This window comes from Mycobacterium sp. 852013-50091_SCH5140682, assembly GCF_001665685.1.
GTDB lineage: Bacteria > Actinomycetota > Actinomycetes > Mycobacteriales > Mycobacteriaceae > Mycobacterium.
Window position 1 is genome coordinate 45,795 of sequence record NZ_LZTB01000010.1, and the last position, 19,599, is coordinate 65,393.

21 protein-coding genes and 1 pseudogene are annotated in these 19,599 nt (G+C 64.0%); 9 read left to right on the top strand and 13 right to left on the bottom strand.

Annotated elements, in window-relative coordinates:
• Window positions 1–97: 97 nt before the first annotated feature.
• Complete coding sequence (locus tag A5784_RS02680) at window positions 98–817, top strand: response regulator transcription factor (RefSeq protein WP_064942077.1); 720 nt, start codon at window positions 98–100, stop codon at window positions 815–817.
• A gap of 58 nt (window positions 818–875) precedes the next feature.
• Complete coding sequence (locus A5784_RS02685) at window positions 876–2,318, top strand: sensor histidine kinase (RefSeq protein ID WP_062832012.1); 1,443 nt, start codon at window positions 876–878, stop codon at window positions 2,316–2,318.
• On the opposite strand, the gene A5784_RS02690 is transcribed toward A5784_RS02685, so the two are convergent.
• The 10 genes and pseudogenes from A5784_RS02690 to A5784_RS02735 form a co-directional block, all read right to left on the bottom strand.
• Window positions 2,278–2,694: an HIT family protein gene (locus tag A5784_RS02690; protein ID WP_064942079.1), complete on the bottom strand. Its 417-nt coding sequence runs from the start codon at window positions 2,692–2,694 to the stop codon at window positions 2,278–2,280. The genes A5784_RS02685 and A5784_RS02690 overlap by 41 nt on opposite strands.
• 33 nt (window positions 2,695–2,727) lie before the next feature.
• Window positions 2,728–3,081 (bottom strand): annotated as a pseudogene (locus A5784_RS02695) (short-chain dehydrogenase); the annotation flags it as partial.
• Between the two features lie 23 nt (window positions 3,082–3,104).
• Complete coding sequence (locus A5784_RS02700) at window positions 3,105–3,533, bottom strand: nuclear transport factor 2 family protein (protein ID WP_064942082.1); 429 nt, start codon at window positions 3,531–3,533, stop codon at window positions 3,105–3,107.
• A gap of 60 nt (window positions 3,534–3,593) precedes the next feature.
• A complete protein-coding gene (locus tag A5784_RS02705) occupies window positions 3,594–4,721 on the bottom strand; it encodes an NDMA-dependent alcohol dehydrogenase (RefSeq protein WP_064942084.1) in 1,128 nt (375 codons plus the stop codon).
• An 83-nt stretch (window positions 4,722–4,804) separates the two neighbouring features.
• Complete coding sequence (locus tag A5784_RS02710; RefSeq protein WP_064942086.1) at window positions 4,805–5,353, bottom strand: nuclear transport factor 2-like protein; 549 nt, start codon at window positions 5,351–5,353, stop codon at window positions 4,805–4,807.
• A 2-nt stretch (window positions 5,354–5,355) separates the two neighbouring features.
• The gene (locus A5784_RS02715; protein ID WP_064942088.1) at window positions 5,356–5,562 is read right to left on the bottom strand and encodes a ferredoxin; all 207 of its coding nucleotides are present in this window, start codon (window positions 5,560–5,562) and stop codon (window positions 5,356–5,358) included.
• A gap of 6 nt (window positions 5,563–5,568) precedes the next feature.
• Window positions 5,569–6,930 carry a lanosterol 14-alpha demethylase gene (cyp51, locus tag A5784_RS02720; protein ID WP_064942090.1) on the bottom strand — a complete coding sequence of 454 codons (1,362 nt, stop codon included), beginning with the start codon at window positions 6,928–6,930 and terminating at the stop codon, window positions 5,569–5,571.
• Window positions 6,927–7,754, bottom strand: coding sequence for an SDR family oxidoreductase (locus tag A5784_RS02725; RefSeq protein WP_064942092.1), 828 nt, complete (start codon window positions 7,752–7,754; stop codon window positions 6,927–6,929). Before A5784_RS02725 ends, cyp51 begins: the two co-directional genes overlap by 4 nt.
• A 26-nt stretch (window positions 7,755–7,780) precedes the next feature.
• A complete protein-coding gene (locus A5784_RS02730) occupies window positions 7,781–8,983 on the bottom strand; it encodes a cytochrome P450 (RefSeq protein ID WP_064942094.1) in 1,203 nt (400 codons plus the stop codon).
• Window positions 8,980–9,567 carry a TetR family transcriptional regulator gene (locus A5784_RS02735; protein WP_064942097.1) on the bottom strand — a complete coding sequence of 196 codons (588 nt, stop codon included), beginning with the start codon at window positions 9,565–9,567 and terminating at the stop codon, window positions 8,980–8,982. The genes A5784_RS02730 and A5784_RS02735 overlap by 4 nt, the downstream gene beginning before the upstream one ends.
• A 189-nt stretch (window positions 9,568–9,756) precedes the next feature.
• On the opposite strand from A5784_RS02735, the gene A5784_RS02740 reads away from it, so the two are divergent.
• The 7 genes from A5784_RS02740 to A5784_RS38095 all read left to right on the top strand — a co-directional run bounded on the left by A5784_RS02740 (window position 9,757) and on the right by A5784_RS38095 (window position 16,552).
• Entirely contained in the window at window positions 9,757–11,226 is a 1,470-nt protein-coding gene (locus A5784_RS02740) for an aldehyde dehydrogenase (protein WP_064942099.1), read from the top strand.
• 83 nt (window positions 11,227–11,309) lie between these two features.
• Complete coding sequence (locus tag A5784_RS02745; RefSeq protein ID WP_064942101.1) at window positions 11,310–12,062, top strand: SDR family oxidoreductase; 753 nt, start codon at window positions 11,310–11,312, stop codon at window positions 12,060–12,062.
• Entirely contained in the window at window positions 12,059–12,907 is an 849-nt protein-coding gene (locus A5784_RS02750; RefSeq protein WP_064942103.1) for an NAD(P)-dependent oxidoreductase, read from the top strand. Before A5784_RS02745 ends, A5784_RS02750 begins: the two co-directional genes overlap by 4 nt.
• 11 nt (window positions 12,908–12,918) lie before the next feature.
• Window positions 12,919–13,362, top strand: a complete 444-nt coding sequence (locus A5784_RS02755; RefSeq protein WP_064942105.1) for a carboxymuconolactone decarboxylase family protein — start codon at window positions 12,919–12,921, stop codon at window positions 13,360–13,362.
• The gene (locus A5784_RS02760) at window positions 13,352–14,578 is read left to right on the top strand and encodes a hypothetical protein (RefSeq protein ID WP_064942364.1); all 1,227 of its coding nucleotides are present in this window, start codon (window positions 13,352–13,354) and stop codon (window positions 14,576–14,578) included. The genes A5784_RS02755 and A5784_RS02760 overlap by 11 nt, the downstream gene beginning before the upstream one ends.
• 260 nt (window positions 14,579–14,838) lie before the next feature.
• Window positions 14,839–15,522, top strand: a complete 684-nt coding sequence (locus A5784_RS02765; RefSeq protein ID WP_064942106.1) for a DUF5642 family protein — start codon at window positions 14,839–14,841, stop codon at window positions 15,520–15,522.
• A 316-nt stretch (window positions 15,523–15,838) separates the two neighbouring features.
• Window positions 15,839–16,552, top strand: coding sequence for a DUF5642 family protein (locus tag A5784_RS38095; protein ID WP_156750342.1), 714 nt, complete (start codon window positions 15,839–15,841; stop codon window positions 16,550–16,552).
• 75 nt (window positions 16,553–16,627) lie between these two features.
• Here the strand turns inward: A5784_RS38095 and A5784_RS39020 are convergent, their stop codons facing one another.
• Genes A5784_RS39020 through A5784_RS02785 form a run of 3 tightly spaced genes read right to left on the bottom strand, consistent with a single transcriptional unit; the run spans window position 16,628 to window position 19,525 of the window.
• The gene (locus A5784_RS39020; protein WP_232005919.1) at window positions 16,628–17,638 is read right to left on the bottom strand and encodes an EspA/EspE family type VII secretion system effector; all 1,011 of its coding nucleotides are present in this window, start codon (window positions 17,636–17,638) and stop codon (window positions 16,628–16,630) included.
• Between the two features lie 4 nt (window positions 17,639–17,642).
• Window positions 17,643–18,257: a TetR/AcrR family transcriptional regulator gene (locus A5784_RS02780; protein ID WP_064942110.1), complete on the bottom strand. Its 615-nt coding sequence runs from the start codon at window positions 18,255–18,257 to the stop codon at window positions 17,643–17,645.
• A gap of 17 nt (window positions 18,258–18,274) precedes the next feature.
• Window positions 18,275–19,525: a cytochrome P450 gene (locus A5784_RS02785; protein WP_064942111.1), complete on the bottom strand. Its 1,251-nt coding sequence runs from the start codon at window positions 19,523–19,525 to the stop codon at window positions 18,275–18,277.
• Window positions 19,526–19,599 lie beyond the last annotated feature (74 nt).

Here is a 19,599-nt window from a genome sequence, read left to right on the forward strand (position 1 = left end):
CACCCGAGGGGTTCTCTCGGGACCTTGAAGCAAAACTTCCAGGAAGCTCACAGCTAGCGCGCAGGATTAAGTTATGCGGCAGCGGCAACATGGCAGGATGGCCATGCCAGCAGTACCCGAGAACGTCCCTGAAGCGCGGATCCTTGTCGTCGACGACGAGGCCAATATCGTCGAGTTGCTGTCCGTCAGCCTCAAATTCCAGGGCTTCGAGGTGCACACCGCGTCCAACGGCGCGGCTGCCCTCGACAAGGCCAGGGAAGTTCGTCCTGACGCGGTGATCCTGGACGTGATGATGCCCGGCATGGATGGCTTCGGCCTGTTGCGTCGGCTACGCGCCGACGGCATCGACGCGCCTGCGCTGTTCCTGACCGCGCGCGACAGCCTGCAGGACAAGATCGCCGGGCTCACCCTCGGCGGCGACGATTACGTCACCAAGCCGTTCAGCCTCGAAGAGGTGGTGGCCCGGCTGCGGGTGATCCTGCGCCGGTCCGGCCGCGGCGTCGAAGAAACCCGCGTTGCCCGGTTGTCGTTCGCCGATATCGAACTCGACGAGGACACCCACGAGGTATGGAAGGCCGGCGAGCCGGTCTCGCTGTCGCCGACCGAGTTCACGCTGCTGCGCTACTTCATCATCAACGCGGGCACCGTGTTGTCGAAGCCGAAGATTCTCGACCACGTGTGGCGCTACGACTTCGGCGGCGACGTCAACGTCGTCGAGTCCTACGTCTCCTACCTGCGCCGCAAGATCGACACAGGCGACAAGCGACTGCTGCACACGCTGCGCGGCGTCGGCTATGTGCTGCGCGAGCCACGCTGAGGACTCTCCGCGGCGAGCCGCGCAGATGGCAATTGTCCGGCGGCATACTTCTTGAGTGGTGTTAGACCGAGTTAACCGCGCGCGCGGGCAAGGCGTGCCGCTGCGGGTGGGGTTGGTTGCCGCTGCCCTGGTTCTGGTGGCGTGCGGCCTGCTCGCGTCGGGCGTCGCCGTCACCTCGATCATGCGGCACACCGAGGTCGACCGGATCGATCAGACGTTGCTCGACGCATCGCGCAGCTGGGCGCTGGAACCGCGGCGCATGCCGTCCACGCCGATGGAAGGTCCGAACCCGGCCCGGCCGCCGTCGAACTTCTACGTGCGCGGCGTCGACGAGGATGGGCGCACCTGGATCGCGATCAACGACCGGGAAGCCGAACCGGACCTACCCGACAACAACGACGTCGGGCCGATCCCGGTGACCGTCGGGTCGATCGGGGATTCCAACATCCAATGGCGGGCGATGACGGTGCGGTCATCGGACGGCTCGCTCACCACGGTCGCGATCGATCTGTCTGACGTGCAGTCGTCGGTGCGGGCGTTGATCTGGTCGCAGATCGGGATCGGCGCGGCTGTGCTGCTGGTGCTCGGTATCGCCGGCTATGCGGTGGTCCACCGGAGCCTGCGTCCCCTGGTGGAGGTCGAACAGACAGCTGCCGCGATCGCTGCCGGGCAGCTCGATCGTCGTGTCCCCGAACGGGATCCGCGCACCGAAGTCGGGCGGTTGTCGTTGGCGCTCAACGGGATGCTCGCACAGATCCAGCGGGCGGTGGCAGCGTCGGAGGCCTCGGCCGAGCAGGCGCGCAGCTCTGAGGAGCGCATGCGACGGTTCATCACCGATGCCAGCCACGAGTTGCGCACGCCGTTGACCACCATCCGCGGTTTCGCCGAGCTGTACCGGCAGGGCGCGGCCCGCGACACCGAAATGTTGATGGGCCGCATCGAGAGCGAGTCGCGGCGCATGGGCCTGCTCGTCGAGGATCTGTTGCTGCTGGCGCGCCTCGATGCACAACGACCGCTGGAACGCCGACGGGTCGACCTGCTGACGCTGGCCACCGACGCTGTGCACGACGCGCAGTCCATCGCACCTGAGCGCAAGGTGTCCATGGAGGTGTTCGACGGGCCGGGAACACCCGAAGTGCTCGGGGACGACGCCCGATTGCGGCAAGTGCTGGGGAACCTGGTGGCCAACGCGCTGCAGCACACGCCGGAGACCGCGGGCATCACGGTGCGGGTGGGCACCGACGGGGACAACGCGGTGCTCGAGGTGTGCGACGAAGGCCCTGGCATGAGCCAGGAAGATGCCCGACGGGTCTTCGAGCGGTTCTACCGTGCCGACACCTCACGCACCCGGGCCAGCGGTGGTACCGGGCTGGGCCTGTCGATCGTCGATTCGTTGGTCTATGCCCATGGCGGGACGGTGCGCGTCGCCACCGCCCCGGGCCAGGGCTGCCGGTTTACCGTCAGCCTGCCGCGGATTGCAGATCTGCCAGCGCGGCTGTGATCTTCGACTGGGCCTCGTCGAGGGATTCCGGCGACGGGTTGTTGTCGACGTGGGCGAACCCGAAGTCGGACAGGTTGTAGGCCGGGAAGACGTGCACGTGCAGGTGGGGAACCTCAAGCCCGGCGATGATCACCCCGGCGCGCTCCGCACCGAAGGCCTTGCACACGGCCTTGCCGATCAGCTGCGACACCTCCATCACGCGCGCGAAAACGGCGGGCTCGACATCCTGCCAGTTGTCGATCTCGGCGCGGGGCACCACAAGCGTGTGGCCCTGGGTCATCGGGGCGATGGTCAGGAACGCGACGATCTCGTCGTCCTGATAGACGAATCGGCCCGGTAGTTCGCCGTTGATGATCTTGGTGAAGACGGTCGCCATGCCCCGAGCATAGTGAGCGCTGTCTCGACCGACTCAGCCGATCAACTCGGCCAGTTCCCCGACAGTCCACGGCGGTGCGGCATGGTGGTCCCGGTAGGCGATGAAACCGGGTGTGGGACGGGCGAATTCACCGACGAAACCGCCTGCTGCGATGAAGATCGGGCCGGTCACGTCCCGCGCGGCGTCGCGGACCAGGAAGCCATATGTCGGCGCCACGTAGTCCGATGGCGCGGCGTCGAGGGCACCCTGCATGCTCACGTCGTCGAGCAGGCCGCGGCGGTTGAGTTCGGCGATGTGCTGCTCGTAGTCGGAGCCGGTGGACAGCCGCGTGCGCGCTCCGGGGCATACCACGTTGGCGCGCACCCCGTGCTCCTTGAGTTCGGCCGCGCGGCCGGCCAGTGCTCCGGTGGTCAGCTCTCGCCGTCCTGGGCGAACGTCATCGCATCCATGTTCCAGTAGCCCCGCAGATTGGTGATCAAGCCGGCGTCATCGACCTTGTAGGTGAACACCCCGCGCACCGTCGCGGTGAAGCCGTTGGGAAACCTGGTGTGCAGCACCAAGATGTAGGCGATCTCGGTCGGCGAGCTCGACGGGAAGGTCTCCTCGCAGGTGACGGTCAACGTGTTCGGAGCGATGTTGGCGTCGTAGAAGGCCGCAACGGCTTCCTTGCCACGAACCCCTGAGCCGTCGGGGTTGGTGATGGCCTCGCCGATCGGGTCCTCGACCACGACGTCGTCGGCCATCAAGGCCAGCCAGCCGTCCCTGTCGCCGGACTGCACGCAGCGCCAGGAGGCCTGCGATGCGATCTGGACGGGCGAAAGCTCTTGGGTCTGGGTCATATTCGTCTCCTACCCGGTGAGCGGCGGCGCGCATCGCAGCCACTCACCGGATCACGGTTGTCAGCGGTCGGCGTCGGTGTAGCGGATGATGCCGCGGATGTTGCGGCCCTCGAGCATGTCCTTATAGCCGTCGTTGATCTGCTCCAGCTTGTACTGGCGCGTCACCATGTCGTCGAGGTTGAGCTTGCCGGCCTTGTACATCGACAGCAGTTGCGGTATGTCGTAGTGCGGGTTTCCTCCGCCGAAGATGGTGCCCTGCAGGTTCTTCTGCATGAGCGTCAGCATGGCCAGGTTCAACGTGACGTTGGTGTCGAGCAGGCTGCCGATCGCTGTCACCACGCAGGTGCCGCCCTTGCTGGTGAGGTTGAGGTAGTTGTCGATGTCCTCACCCTTGAGTTCACCCACCGTGACGATCGTCTTCTTGGCCATCAGGCCCCACGTCACCTCGGCGACGCCCGCCATGGCAGCGAAGATGTCCGGGTAGACGTGGGTGGCGCCGAATTTGAGCGCCTGATCACGCTTCCACTCGACCGGGTCGACCACGAAGACGTGCCGAGCGCCGGCATTGACCGCGCCCTGCAGGGCCGCCATCCCGACGCCGCCGACGCCGATGATGGCCACGTCCTCGCCGGGGCGGATGTCACCGGCGCGCACCGCTGAGCCGTAGCCGGTGGTGACGCCGCAGCCGACCAGGCAGGCCACCTCGAACGGAATGGACTTGTCGATCTTCACCACCGAGCTCTTGTGCACCACCATGTACGGGCTGAACGTGCCGAGCAGGGTCATCGGGAAGACGTTCTGGCCCTTGGCCTGAATGCGGAACGTGCCGTCGGACACTGCTTGGCCGCCGAGCAGCCCGGCGCCCAGATCGCACAGGTTGCGCAGCCCGGCCTGACACGACGGGCACTGGCCACAGGACGGGATGAACGACAGCACCACGTGGTCGCCGGGCTCGATGCCTTCGACGCCGGGCCCGACCTCCGTGACGATGCCTGCACCCTCGTGGCCGCCCAGGACGGGGAATCCGGCCATCGGAATGCCGCCGGTCACCAGGTGGTGGTCGGAGTGGCACATGCCCGACGCTTCCATCTGGATCTTGACCTCATCCTTGACGGGATCACCGATCTCGATCTCCTCGATCGACCACGGCTGGTTGAACTCCCAGATGAGAGCACCCTTTGTCTTCATCACGTCCTACTTTCGTTGGAGGCTTCCCGCGCCAGACTAAGTTATCTAGGTCACATAAGGAAGGTCGCATTTGACCTTCCGGCTCACCAGATCGGAACCGGCGCTTCTCCGAGCGGGTAGTAGCCGGGCAACTGCTCGCCGGCCAGACTCCGTTCGATGCGCTTCTGCATGCCCGCGCTGAGGTCGCCGGAGGAGATGAGCTTCATGAACATCGACGAGACATGGCCGAAATCGAAGAAATCGCGTTGCCATTCGATCAGCAGGTCACCGTCCTGCTCGGTGAGCCGGAACCAGCTCCCGCCGATACCGTAGATCTCGTCGGTGGTGCCGTCGGACTTGTTGACGATCTGCTTCCAGAAGCCGACGATCTCGCCCTGCCTGTCGTCGACCAGAACCTTCTGGTATTCGTAGACCCAGTTCTCCAGGCCCTCCATCTCCAAACCCAGTGCCACGTCGCGTATTTCGTCGCGTCCGACGCACATGACGTCTTCCTTCGGACCGATGTTCCATCCGTAGGTGGCGTCGGCGGTGTAGAAGTCGGCCAGCGGCTTCCAATCACCGGCCTTCTCGGCGTCCTTGTTGGCTTGCAGCCAGCGCTCGACCCAGTGATCCAATGCTTCGCGTGACGGCATCGCTATTCCTTCTCGGTGATGGATAGTGCTCGGGTAGGACACATTTCGACGGCTCGCTCGACATCCTCGCGGAGTTCGTCCGGCGGCTCGGGGTCGGTGATCTCCACGATGCCGTGTTTGGGCACGGCGAAGACGTCCGGGGCCTCCATTTCACACATCGCGTGGCCCTGGCAGAGGTCGGCGTCGACCTCAACGCGGTAGCAACCCATGGGCGCTCACCCCTTCGTGCGTCTGCGGTACCGAACCTTGGCGGGGCGTTCCAGCTGGACCACCATCTTCGAGTGGTCGTTGCGGTAGGAGTCCGCGGGCTGCGCCATCTCGAACTCATACTCCCGCAGCAACACCGAGAAGATCGCCTTGATCTGCATCTGGGCGAACGCCGCCCCGACGCAGCGATGCCGACCGGCGCCGAACGGGATCCAGGTCCACCTGTTCACGACGTCGGCCTGCTCGGGTTTGTTGTAGCGATCGGGATTGAACGCGTCGGGGTCGGGGAAGTCCTCCGGGATGCGGTTGGAGATCGCCGGGGACGCCGCGACGAAGTCGCCCTTGTGAATGGGGAATCCCTCGACCTCGAATTCGCCCTGGGCCACCCGCATCAGGATGATCAGGGGTGGATGCAGCCGCAGCGTCTCTTTGACCACGTTGTCCAGCTTCGGGATCTGGCGCAGCGCATGGAAACTCACCTCTTGGCCGTCGGCGTAGAGCTCGTCGAGTTCCTTCTGCACCTCGGCGTACACCTCGGTGTGACGGATCAGCTCGATGAGAGTCCATGATGAGGTGCCGGAGCTGGTGTGGTGGCCGGCGAACATCAGTGAGATGAACATGCCGGTGATCTCGTCGGCCGAGAACCGCAGGCCACCTTCTTCGTCCTTGATCGACACCAGCACGTCGAGCATGTCGCGATCCGACTTGTCCTTCGGCGGGTTGGCCAGCCGCTGGTCGATGATCTCCTGCACCAGCGCAACGAGTTTCACGCGGGCTTCATCGCGCCGCTGGAAACTCTCGATCGGCAGATACGGGTCGACGTAACACAGGGGATCGGTGCCACGTTCCAGTTCGTGGTAGTACCGCGCGAACCGGGAGTCCAGTTGTTCGCGGAATTTCAGGCCGATCAGGCATGCCGTCGAGGTGTAGATCGTCAGCTCGGCGAAGAAGTCCAGCAGTTCGATCTCGCCCTCGTCGCCCCAACCGGCGATGATCTTCTTCACCTCGCCCTCAATGGTCGCGGCGTGCGCTTTCATGTGGTCACCGCGCAGCGCCGAGTTGTGCAGCATCTCCTTGCGCCGCTCAGGACTGGCGTCGAACACCACGCCCTTGCCGAAGATCGGCGTCATGAACGGATAGGCCTCGGCCTGGTCGAGATCCTCGTCGGCAGAACGGAAGAAGAACTCGTTGGCCTGCGCGCCCGAGAGCAGGATGACGTGCTTGTCGACCAGTTGAAACCAGCCGACATCCCCGCACTCGTCACGGACCCGTTGCATCAGGCCGATGGGGTCGGTACGGAACTCCTCCAGGTGGCCGTGCTCTTCTGCGCCACCGGAAACGCGCTGTACTTCCTTGAGGGCATTACTCATTGGTTTGGCATCCCTTCGTCGCCCAAAGCGAGCTTCTGGCGGTCCTTGACGTCCGCGAGCGGAGCTTCTGGCTGAATTTCCAGGTTCGCGATAAACCCGCCCCGTGGCGTCTCGGCGACGAACGTGATGGCCCGCGCGAGATCAACGGCCCGCAGGAAGTAGTCGTGACGGGCCTGCCCCCACTTGGCCCAATCTTCCAGGGCCGGGCCGATTTTCTCGGCGGGTAGCGTCCAGCCCATCGCCGTGCGGGTCGGCCCCGGATGCACGATCGAGGCCCGCACACCGGTGCCTTCCAGCTCCATCTGCAGGTTGGTCACCATCGCGACCAGACCGGCCTTGGCGGCGCCGTAGGCACCCATGTGGGGGCGCTGCCGCAGGGCGACGTCCGAGCCGACGAAGATGACGTCGCCGCGTCGGCGTTCCACCATGGCGGGCAGCACCGCCGTGGCCATCCGGTTGGCGCCGATGAGATGGATCTGCACCTGGGCCTCGAACTCGTCGGTGCTCATCTCGTGGAGCCTGCCGAAGTTGGTGTCACCCGCGCCGGCGACCAGCACCTCGATCTCACCCAGCGCCTCGGTGGCACCGTGCACGAACGACTTCACCGAATCTGCGTCGGTCACGTCCAGCGGGAGCGCAACCGCTTCGCCGCCACCGGCTTTGATCTCCTCGACGAGTTCCTGACATTTCTCGACCCGGCGTGCGCCGAGTGCGACCGGGAAGCCGTGAGCGGCCAGTTGCTTCGCGGTCGCGGCACCGATGCCCGAGGAGGCGCCGGCAACGATCGCGGGCCGGCGGTCTGGGTGCGGTTCAAAACGGGCCATTTAGCGTTTCTCCACTGTCATGGGTTTCAGCGGTGGGACACCGCAATGGGGAGGTGTGCGAATCCACGGACGTTGCTGGAGTGGACGCGGACGGCGTTGGCCTCGTCGACCTCATATCCGCGGATTCGTTTGAACAGCTCGGTCAGTGCCACCTTCGCCTCCATGCGTGCCAGATGGGCGCCGAGGCAGAAGTGCGCCCCACTGCCGAAACTCACCAGCTTCGAGCCGATGTCGCGGCCGATGCGGTATTCGTCGGGGCTGTCGAAGACGCGTTCGTCGCGGTTGGCGGACCCGGCCAGCAGCAGTAGCACATCGCCTTGTGGGATGGTCGTGTCATAGAGGGTGATGTCCTCGACCACCGCGCGGGCCAGAATCTGGCTGGACGTGTCGTAGCGCAGCGTTTCCTCGACCCACGGGGTGATGAGGTCGTGATCGTCGAACACCGGCGCCAGCTGGTCCGGATTCTTGAATCCCCAATATGCGGCGTTGGCAAGCAGTTTCGTGGTGGTCTCGTTGCCGGCCACGACCATGAGGAACAAGAAGGCCATGATTTCGTCGTCGGTGAGCTTGTCGCCGTCGATCTCCGCCTCGATCAACGCCGAGGTGAGATCATCGGTGATCTGGTTGCGTCGTTGCTTCACCATGTCGGCGTAATAGACCAGCAGTTCCGCCGAGGCCTGCATGGCTGAGGCAGGGACGTCGGCCACCCCGTCTTCGCGGTGCATGACACCGTCGGCCAGCGCGCGGATCCGGACCCGGTCCTCCTGCGGCACCCCCATCAGTTCGGAGATGACATCCATCGGGAGCTTGCCCGCGAATTCGTCGACGTAGTCGAAGGTTTCGTGGTCCAGCGCGGCCTCGAGGTGCTGGACCGCGATCTCGGTGACCCGACCCTCCAGCTCGCGGATGCGTCGCGGAGTGAAACCCTTCGACACCAGGGTGCGCAGTCGCAGATGGGCCGGATCATCCAGCGCCAGAAACGACATCACCCGGTGGGCCTCGTCGTTGCGGGAGATCGGGTCCAGCGAGACTCCGTGCTTGTTGGACAGCGCGGTGCTGTTCCTGAAACCCCGCAGCACGTCGCTGTGCCGCGACAGCGCCCAGAACTTGAGCTTGTCGTTGCGGTACAGCGGGGCCTCGTCGCGTAGCCGCCGGTAGTACGGGTACGGGTCCTCGTGCAGGTCGTAGGCGTACGGATCGAAAACCAGTTCTGGGGCTTCCACGCTCATTGGTCCTCTCCCAGGATCAGTCCGACCACATAGGTCAGCCGGTCGGCGATCTGGTGGTAGGTGAAGGCGCCGCTGCCCGCATTGACCAGTGCGCCGAAAAACGTCATCTCCAAGGCCGAGACGATGCGTGGATCGGCGTCGGGACCGACTGCGGAGCGGATGCGTTTGTGGATTTCGGCGCCGATGCGGTCGCGGACAGTGCGTACCGCCGGATCGCTGCCGCCACCGAGCAGGGCCGTGGTGCATGCCGCGGCGACTTCGGGCTCGTCGGCCACGACCAGCGCCAGCGCGCGCAGCACCTTGTCGACGCGTGTGGTCATCGCGTCGTTGACGTCGGTGAAGTAGGGAACCTTGTTGACCAGGTCGAGGTACACCTCGGCGATCAGGTGGTTCTTCGAGGAGAAGTAGGTGTAGGCAGTCGCAGGCGCAACCTTCGCGCGGGCGGCAACGGCGCGCACCGTCAGATCGGCGTACGAGGACTCGCGCAGCATCTCGATCCCGGCGCTGAGCACCTTGCGAAAGGTCTCTTCCTGCCGACGGTTGCGCGGTGTTTCTGTGACTGCTGCCACGGCATCGCTGGACACATGTCCAAATTATCCGACGACTCGGACGTTGGGCAAGTGTGCGTCACATATTCGCTGCTCATATATGTCTCTTTCCTGTGTTTCGGCAGGGTCTGCGGGTGCGCTCTTGCGGGTCTGCGGGCTCTGAGGCTATCGTTCGAAATGAGACAGCCGGACAGTTGTCCAGAAATCGTGAAGTGGAGTTCACCGATGCCGGTACTGGCCGATCGCCAGAGTCAACTGCTCATCGACGGCAAGCTCGTCGCCGGTCGCGGCGGCGTGTTCGACACCGTCAACCCCGCGACCGAAGAGGTGCTCGGCGTCGCGGCCGACGCCGATACCGAGGACATGGGCAATGCCATCGAGGCGGCGCGGCGGGCGTTCGACGACACCGACTGGTCGACGAACACGGCACTGCGAGTACGTTGCCTGCGTCAGCTGCGAGATGCCTTGCAGGAGAACCTCGAAGATCTACGAGAACTGACCATCGCGGAGGTCGGTGCACCGCGCATGCTCACTGCCGGCGCGCAGTTGGAAGGCCCCATCAGCGATTTGGCGTTCTCCGCCGATACTGCGGAGAACTATCAATGGCGCACCGACCTGGGACACGCTACCCCGCAAGGGATTCCGACCAACCGCGTGGTGGCGCGCGAAGCCGTCGGTGTGGTCGGCGCCATCACGCCGTGGAACTTCCCGCACCAGATCAACCTGGCCAAGGTCGGACCCGCGTTGGCGGCGGGCAACACCCTGATCCTCAAGCCTGCCCCGGACACCCCGTGGGCCGCTGCGGCTGTCGGCCAGATCATCGCCGAGCAGACGGATTTTCCAGCCGGTGTGATCAACATCGTCACCTCCAGCGATCACTCCGTAGGCGCGTTGTTGTCGAAAGATCCTCGGGTGGACATGGTTTCGTTCACAGGGTCGACCGCCACCGGGCGCGCAGTGATGACGGACGCCGCGTTGACCATCAAGAAGGTGTTCCTCGAGCTCGGTGGTAAGTCGGCGTTCCTGGTGCTCGACGACGCCGACCTGGCCGGCGCGTGCGCGATGGCGGCCTTCACCGTCGCCATGCATGCCGGGCAAGGCTGCGCCATCACCACCCGCTTGGTGGTGCCGCGATCCCGCTACGACGAGGCCGTCGAGGCCGCCGCCGCGACGCTCGGGTCCATCAAGCCGGGCGATCCCAACAGCAAGCGCACGGTATGCGGGCCGCTGATCTCCGCGCGGCAGCGGGATCGGGTGCAGGCCTACCTGGACCTGGCTCTGCAGGAGGGTGGCCGGTTCGCGTGTGGCGGTGGGCGCCCCGCGGATTTGGATACCGGCTACTTCATCGAACCGACGGTGATCGCCGGACTCGACAACTCGGCGCGGGTGGCGCGCGAGGAGATCTTCGGGCCGGTGCTGACCGTGATCGCCCACGATGGTGACGACGACGCGGTGCGCATCGCCAACGACTCGCCGTACGGCCTGTCCGGCACGGTGTTCTCCGCCGACGACTCCCGTGCCCAGGCCGTGGCCGCGCGGATGCGCGTCGGCACCGTCAACGTCAACGGCGGCGTCTGGTACTCGGCGGACGCACCGTTCGGCGGCTACAAGCAGTCCGGAGTCGGCCGGGAGATGGGTGTGGCCGGCTTCGAGGAGTACACCGAGATCAAATGCATTGCCACTCTGGCCAGTTGAGACGGTGTCGAGCGGCCAGTTGTGACACGCAATCTCACGAGAACCGGGCATTAACTGGCCATTCGGCGGGAAAGGGATGAGACATGGGACAGTTCGACGACAAGGTGGCCATTGTCACCGGGGCCGGTGGCGGCATCGGCCAGGCTTACGCCGAAGCGCTCGCGCGTGAGGGGGCGGCGGTCGTGGTGGCCGACATCAACACCGAAGGCGCGCAGAAGGTCGCCGACGGCATCAAGGGCGAGGGTGGCTCGGCGCTCGCGGTACGGGTGGACGTATCCGACATCGACTCGGCCAAAGATATGGCAGCACAGACACTTTCGGAGTTCGGCGGGATCGACTACCTGGTCAACAACGCCGCGATCTTCGGGGGTATGAAGCTCGACTTTCTGCTCACGGTCGACTGGGACTACTACAAGAAGTTCATGAGCGTGAACCTCGACGGTGCTCTGGTGTGCACCCGTGCGGTGTATCGCAAGATGGCCAAGCGTGGCGGCGGCGCGATCGTCAACCAGTCGTCGACGGCGGCTTGGCTGTACGCCAACTACTACGGTCTGGCCAAGGTCGGCATCAACGGCCTCACCCAGCAGCTGTCCCGCGAGCTTGGTGGGCAGAACATCCGCATCAATGCGATCGCACCCGGCCCCATCGACACCGAGGCCAATCGGACCACCACGCCCAAGGAGATGGTGGACGACATCATCAGGGGAATCCCGTTGTCCCGCATGGGCCAACCGGAAGACCTCGTCGGCATGTGTCTCTTCCTGCTCAGTGACCAGGCCAAGTGGATCACCGGCCAGATCTTCAATGTCGACGGCGGACAGATCATCCGCTCATGAGCGATCTGAGATACGGATACATCGGCCTGGGCAACATGGGTACTCCGATGGCTAAGCGCCTGGCAGAGTGGCCGGGCGGGTTCATCGTGTACGACGTGCGGGCCGAAGCTCTCGAGCCCTTTGCCGAACTCGGCGCGTCGTTGGCAGAGAGTGTGGGCGACATCGCCGACGCCGACATCATCAGCGTCACAGTGCTCAACGACGAGCAGGTGCGGTCGGTCGTCGCAGAGCTCGCCGCAAAGGCCAAGCCCGACACGGTGATTGTGATCCACTCGACCATCAGCGACACTACCGCCGTCGAGCTCGCCGAGCAGTACAAGCCGCAGGGCATCCACATCGTCGATGCGCCGGTCAGCGGGGGTGGGGGAGCTGCCGAGAAGGGTGAGCTGGCCATCATGGTCGGCGCCGAGCGGCCCGTCTACGAACGGATCAAGCCCGCGCTCAAGCAGTTCGGCTCGATGGTAATCCACGCAGGTGAACCCGGGGCCGGTACCAGGATGAAGCTGGCCCGCAACATGTTGACCTTCACCTCGTATGCCGCGGCGGGTGAGGCGATGAAGCTGGCCGAGGCGGCCGGGCTGGATCTGCAGGCACTCGGTCGGGTGGTACGTCACACCGATGCGCTGACCAGCGGTCCAGGTGCCATCATCTTGCGCGACAACATGTCCGAGCTGACGCCGGATCACTGGCTCTATGACGCCTTCACCCACACCCGCGGACTCGGCGAGAAAGATCTCAGCCTGGCGCTCGGCTTGGGCGAGGCTGTGGGAGTGGATCTTCCGTTGGCCCAGGTGGCCTTGCAGCGGCTTGCCGAGGGCCTCGGCGTGCCGCACGAGAACGACTAGGAGAACTGTCTATGGATGAGCTGCGCGCCAAGGGCCTGGCCAAGATGAACGAGGTCTACGGCTGGGAGATGCCGAACATCGAAGGCGATCCATATTTCGATCTGACCGTCGACCACCTGTTCGGCACCATCTGGACCAAGCCCGGACTGTCGATGCGCGAGAAGCGGCTGATGACGTTGTCGGCCGTGACGGCACTCGGTTTGCAGGACCTTGCCGAGGTTCAGGTGAATGCCGCGCTGCTCAACGGGGAGTTCACCGAGGAGGAACTCAAGGACATCGCCATATTCCTCACCCACTACGTCGGTTTCCCGCTCGGGTCCGGTCTCAACGGGACCGTGTCGAAGGTTGCGGCCAAGCGGCGCAAGGCCGCCGAGCAAGGGCTTGATGAGGACAAGCGGGCCAATGTGAACGCCGCCGTGAAGATGAACACCGGGAATGAGCTCGATGGCAAGTAGGTATGCGTCGCTGTCGCACGCTGAGCTCGTCAAGCTGGTTCCCGAGCTGCTGCTCATGGGGCAGCTGATCGACCGCTCCGGAATGGCCTGGTGCATATCATCATTCGGCCGCGAAGAAATGCTGCAGATCGCCATCGAGGAATGGATGGCGTCGAGCCCCATCTACACCAAGCGGATGCAGCAGGCGCTGAACTACGAGGGCATCGACGTCATCACCATCTTCAAGGGGCTGCAACTCGACATCGGTGCGCCGCCGCAGTTCATGGACTTCCGCTACACCGTGCACGACCGCTGGCACGGTGAGTTCCAGCTCGACCACTGCGGGGCACTGCTCGACGTCGAGCCGATGGGCGACGACTACGTGCGTGGCATGTGCCACGACATCGAGGATCCGACCTTCGATGCGACGGCGCTGGCCACCAACCGGCGTGCGCAGGTCCGGCCGATCCACCGCCCGCCCCGGACTCCCGCCGACCGACAGCCGCACTGCGCGTGGACGGTCATCATCGACGAGTCCCACCCTGAGGTCCCCGACATCCCGGTACCCGATATCATTCGCCGAACTCACGCTGCGCAAACGGTTCTCGATGACATCGACGTGTCTCAGTCCGGGCAGAGTGACTACTCGGGTCCGCTCGTGTCGGACTTCGACTTCGCCGCCTTCTCGCACTCCGCTCTGGTGCGGATGGCCGACGAGGTGTGCCTGCAGATGCACCTGCTGAATCTGGCATTCGTGTTGGCGGTCGGAAAGCGGGCCGGTACCGACACGGCGCTGGCCGCCGATATCTGCGTCAAACAGCTGATCGGCGTGGCAGGCGTCGGCGCTGAACGCATTCACCGCGCGCTCGGGTTGCCCGGGGGAATCGAGGGCGCGGTACGTGTGCTCGAACTGCATCCTCTCCTGAACCCGGCCGCCTACGTCGACGCGGAGTTCGGGCCAGATGTGGTGTCGGTACGGCGCTCGCCGGCGCACGAGGACGGGGCCTGGGTGTCGTTGACCGGGCCACACGAAACCCGGCCCCTGCAGGCCATCGTCGCGGCGGTCGACCCGCATCTTTCTGTCGAGGTGACTGGGTCGGATACTGAATGGACGGCTCACGTTGTTGAAACCGACACGGCAGCCAAGGAATTCGGTGAGGTTGCGGTGGTCAAGTTCAGTGGCGGGGCGTCGTTCGTCTTCGAACCACGCAAGTCACTGCCGTTGACGGTGAAGTGAGGGGGTTCTTGTCTGCGCGTCTCACGGCTGTGCATCCTGGAGCCGCTCAAGAAGACTGAGTGCGTCTAGTGAGGCGAATTCGCTTGGTACCAGTGTCGACACTCCAAGAAGGGTGGTGTCCACAACCCGGTACCCGGCAGTGACCATGTCGCCGTTGAGGATCAGCGTGTTCGCTTCAGTTTATGGGCTGGTCGTAGGGCGTTCAGTCGGCAGTTTGATTGACGTTTCGGTCGCGCCAAAACGTCGCTTAGGCTTGGGTAATGGGGTCACGGGTAGCCGCGTGCGTTGTGGCGGGTTGTACAGCTGTCGTTGCCGTTGTTGGTTGCTCGCCGAGTTCGCACGACGCGGCTCCGACGACCACGACGGCGAAGGCCGCGGACTATGACATCTCGCGGCTGGAGAGTCTGAAGGATAAGTTCCCGCAGGGGTACACAGCTCAGTGGTTTGCGCTGAGGCGACTCGACGAGCGTCAGGCCGAGAGTGTCAGTGATGTGGTCGGTTACGGCGATCCCGTTACGGTGGAGCCGCAGGCGTGCGCGGTGTTGCTTAAGCCGATACACGCTGGCGCGGGAACTGAGTCGGTTGCATTCCGTGCCGACGGTCCCAGTGGACAGCAACTATCCGTGGCAGCACAACAAACCACTGATCCATTTAGTGTCGATATTCCTTCGGCAGATTGCGATCGACTGTCTTTCACGGCAGAGGACCCGCGCGGAACCGGCACGGCGGAACGATTGAGTGCCCCGACGATTGATGGTGCAACGACGGCGGCGGTCAAGAGTCGGGTCGACGGAGGTCCCGGTGTTGTCGATTACACCTATTACGCCCTTGTCGGTGACCGGATCATTGTCAGCGTCCACGAGCGCACGGACGAAAATTCTCGACCACAGCAGGATCTATCCGATCTTCTCACCCACGCCGTGGCGGCCGTCAAAGCCAGCTGACCGTTCCGCGCACGACTGTCCACAGGGGCTGCAAGCTATCGAGCGCCTGCTGACCCGCACCCATGTGATTTGGCCCCGCCGATTCGCGTGGGAGAGCCGTTATCTCGCCTCATGGCTCGTGGTTTGGCCGACTCTATGCTCTCCGGCGGCCCAGGGCTGTGGTGATCTTCGATGAAGATAGTTGTGCTGGCTGAAAGATAGTTGCCGATGGTCTCTACCGGTTGAATTGCCTAGCGCGCTAACCGATCAGGGCACAACCCGCAACGCGGGTGTATTGGCGCACCGGATCAGTCTCAGATGCGGTTAGGCTCTATCAATGATCAGGCTACAAACCGTTGCATTGACGATCGCAATTTGTGCAGGAGTCTGCTCAATTGGTGCCTGTTCTCCGTCATCGGAGCCGCACCCAGCGCAATCGCAAACGTCAGCGGCGCCTGCGCAACCATCTGCACCGACAACCAATTCGGAAAATTTAGACATATCCCGAATAACGAACATCCAAAATTTCTTTCCATCTGGACTGATACCCAATGTGGTTCCGCTGCAACATAACGGCGCGGATCGCTCGTCGAAGTACGGTCGTGTTCTTGGGATGACGCCGAGTGAAGTTGATCCAGCGCAATGCGAACCCGGTCTTCAGGTGGTTTTAGCTTCGGATGGATATGACTGGATTGGTCTGCAGGCGCATGAGCAAAGTGGACCCCAGGCGTTCGTCGGCGCGATCCGAGCCACTGAGCCGTTCGCCATCAGTCAGCCAAGCCCTGGATGCGACCGTGTCTCGTACAAGGCTGATCGAGAGCAGGGCACGATCGAGACGGTTGCAGCTCCCGTCATTGACGGCGTTACTACTCGGGCATACAAGATTCAATCCGACGGCGAGTTGGGCAGCGGGGTTCGCTACTATTACGCCGCGATTCTCAGCGATCGCATATTCATCGATATTCGTGGTGTACTCGAACCGAGTTCGCAAACAGAGCAGGCATTTTCGGATCTACTAGGCCGAGCGGTTGCCGCAGTACGGGGCGCGTGAAACGCTCGGTTGCCCTCCTGGCTATACCGATTCTCGCGGCGAAGGCCGCTGAATGTTCTGCGAGTCCGGATCAGCTCATCCTCCGGTCCCTCGTGGACTACTGATCCCTGGTTGAGGCCATATCGTCGGTGGGCCTGGAACCCATACTCCGCTGCCTGTGCCCAGTTCTACATATCCTTGAGGGACGAGAGTTCCACTGCCCGGTGTGACGCGAATTATTTTACCGAGATCCAGCGGCACGAAGGGCTCTTTTGGCGTGTGATTAGGATCGTTCGGATCTGGGATCCATACGCCAGGTACTAGTTGCCCTGGTCCGTATGGGCGATTGGGGCGACTAATGCTGTCATCGATAATAAGATCACTTACGTTGACTGGGCGCTTAGGTGGGTGCGGTATCGTTCTCGGATCGCTCGGATTGGGTACCCACACGCCCGAGTTGGGTACCAATTCCATGTAGTTGGGCGGGATTATGTCACCGTCAATGGGTCTTCTGATGTCGTCTTGGTCAAGAGGAAAAGACTTGGGCAACTGCGGCGTCAACTTCGGACCCATGAAGTTCGACATCTCTTTGGCGTCGGGCGCCTTCTTCTTGTCGTCCCCGCCGATTTCGTCGTATTCCTTGCCGATGCCGCGGACGCGTTCACCGATCGCGCTCATCTCGCTGTTGGACTGCTGGATGATGTCGCTGATCTGGCTCAGGCCCTTGCTGGCGATGGCGAGTTTGACGTATTCGCCGGACTTGTCGTTGGGGGCGGATGCTGCGGCGGTGGTGACCCAGTCGCGGACCTGATCGAGGTTCTGCCGCCCGGCAGTGACGACTGCTGCGGATCGGTCGACCTCGGCGGCCATCCGCTGGTCGAGGTCGGCGAGCTTGCCGTAGACGGCCGCGTGCTTCTCGTTTTTGGCGGTGTAGGCGTCGGCGGCCGATCCCTGCCAGCGGGAATCGGGGGTCGCTGCCTGGACGGCCGACTGCATGTCACGCAGTTGGGAGCTGCGGTCGAACTCTGCGCCGGTTTGCGGTGCGCCGGATCCGAAGGTGTTGCGGGCCTGATCCCAGGTCGAGTAGAAGGCGTCGAGCGCGCTCATCCCATCAGTCTAAGGGCGATGCAGCGGGCGCAATGACAGCAGATCCGACCCATCGTCGCAGGTAGGCGCGTAGCGCCTCGCCGGTGCGGGGCGGACGTCCGGGGTCGATGACGAACGACTGGATGATCCGCAGCAGGTGCTCGGCAAGCTCGTCGAGGTCGTCGTCGGTGAACCCCAGGTTCGCCCAGTCGACGTCGAACCGGCGCAGGACGGCCCGGGCAAAATCGACCGCCACATCCGAGGTCACCGACTCGGTGTGGGCGTCGGCGCGCCCGGGAGCGATCAGCAGACCGATGTGCTTGTCCTTGGGCAGCCACTCCAGCGCGGTGGCGATCGCCTCGGTGACAGCCTCCACGGGATCGGTGATGCCCTGCAGGTGCGCGGCCAGCCGGTCGAGGAAATCGCTGGCCGCATGCACCGCGGCGGCCACCAACAGGGCGTCGGTGCTGGGGAAGTACCGGTACACGGTCTGGCGGGTGACGCCGAGGGTGCGGGCGACGTCGGCGATCGAGAAGTCGGCGCCGCGCTCGTCGATCGCCTTGCTGGCGGCGGTCAGAATGCGCGCGACGGCCTCGTCGTCGGTGGCGGGCGCTGAGCCGGCCCAGCCGTGGGTACGCACCCGGGAATTGTAGCCAGCTACCGGTAGGCGACCTGCAGATCCTTGACGCCGTTGATCCATCCCGACCGAAGCCGTTGCGGTTCAGCACGTTTGGAGATGTCGGGAATCTGGTTGGCAATCTCGTTGAAGATCAGCTTGATCTCCATGCGGGCCAGGTTGGCGCCGATGCAATAGTGCGCACCGTTGCCGCCGAACCCGAGGTGCGGATTGGGATCGCGCAGGATGTCGAATGTGAACGGATTCTCGAACACGTCTTCGTCGTAGTTGGCGGAGCTGTAGAAGAGTCCGACGCGTTGGCCGGCGCGCACTGTGACACCGCCGATTTCGGTGTCGACCAGGGCGGTGCGCTGGAAGCAGTGCACGGGGGTGGCCCAACGGACGATCTCGTCGACGGCGGTGGCGGGGCGCTCGCGCTTGAAAAGCTCCCACTGGTCGGGGTTTTCGAAGAACGCGTTCATGCCGTGCGTCATGGCGTTGCGGGTGGTCTCGTTGCCGGCCACTGCAAGCAGGATGACGAAGAACGCGAACTCGACGTCGCTGATGGACTCGCCGCCTCCATCGCTGAGGTCGGCCTGCACGAGCTTGGTGACGATGTCATCGGCCGGGCACTGACGACGCTGCTCGGCCATGTTGTACGCGTAGCCCATCAGCTCGGCGTTGGCCATCGTCGGATCGCTGTCGAAGTCGGGGTCGTCGGTGTTCATGATCGCGTTGGTCCAGTGGAACAACTTCTCCCGGTCGGCTTCCGGCACGCCGATCAGGTCGGCGATGGCCTGTAGCGGCAGGCTCATCGCGATGTCGTCGACGAAATTGCCGCTGACCTTCTCGGCGGCCGCGGCGACGATGTCGCGCGCGGCGACGGCGAGCTTCTCCTCCAGCGTGGCCACGGCCCGCGGAGTGAAGAGACGCGACACGATCTTGCGCAGCCGGGTGTGCTCGGGTGCATCGTGATTGATCAGCAGGGCTTTGGTCAGGTCCAACTGCTCACTGGTGACGCCCTCGGGCAGTCGCATCACCGCACCCTTGGCGTTGGTGGACCACACGTCCCCGCCGTTGCGGGAGATGGTCTTGATGTCCTCGTGCCGGCTGACCACCCAGTAGCCGCCGTCGTTGAAGATCGATTCGCCCTGCTCGTTCCACCACACCGGGGCGGTCTTGCGCAGCTGGGCGAACTCGGCGACGGGGATGCCGTGGAGCAGCACCTCGGGGTCGGTGAAGTCGTATCCCTGCCCGAACGGACAGGCGCTCAGTGTCGTCAAACCGACCATCTCCTCATGTGACGTCGAACACTTTCTCGGGTTTGACCATACACCTCGGTGTCAACTGTATGCCCTAAGGCGTG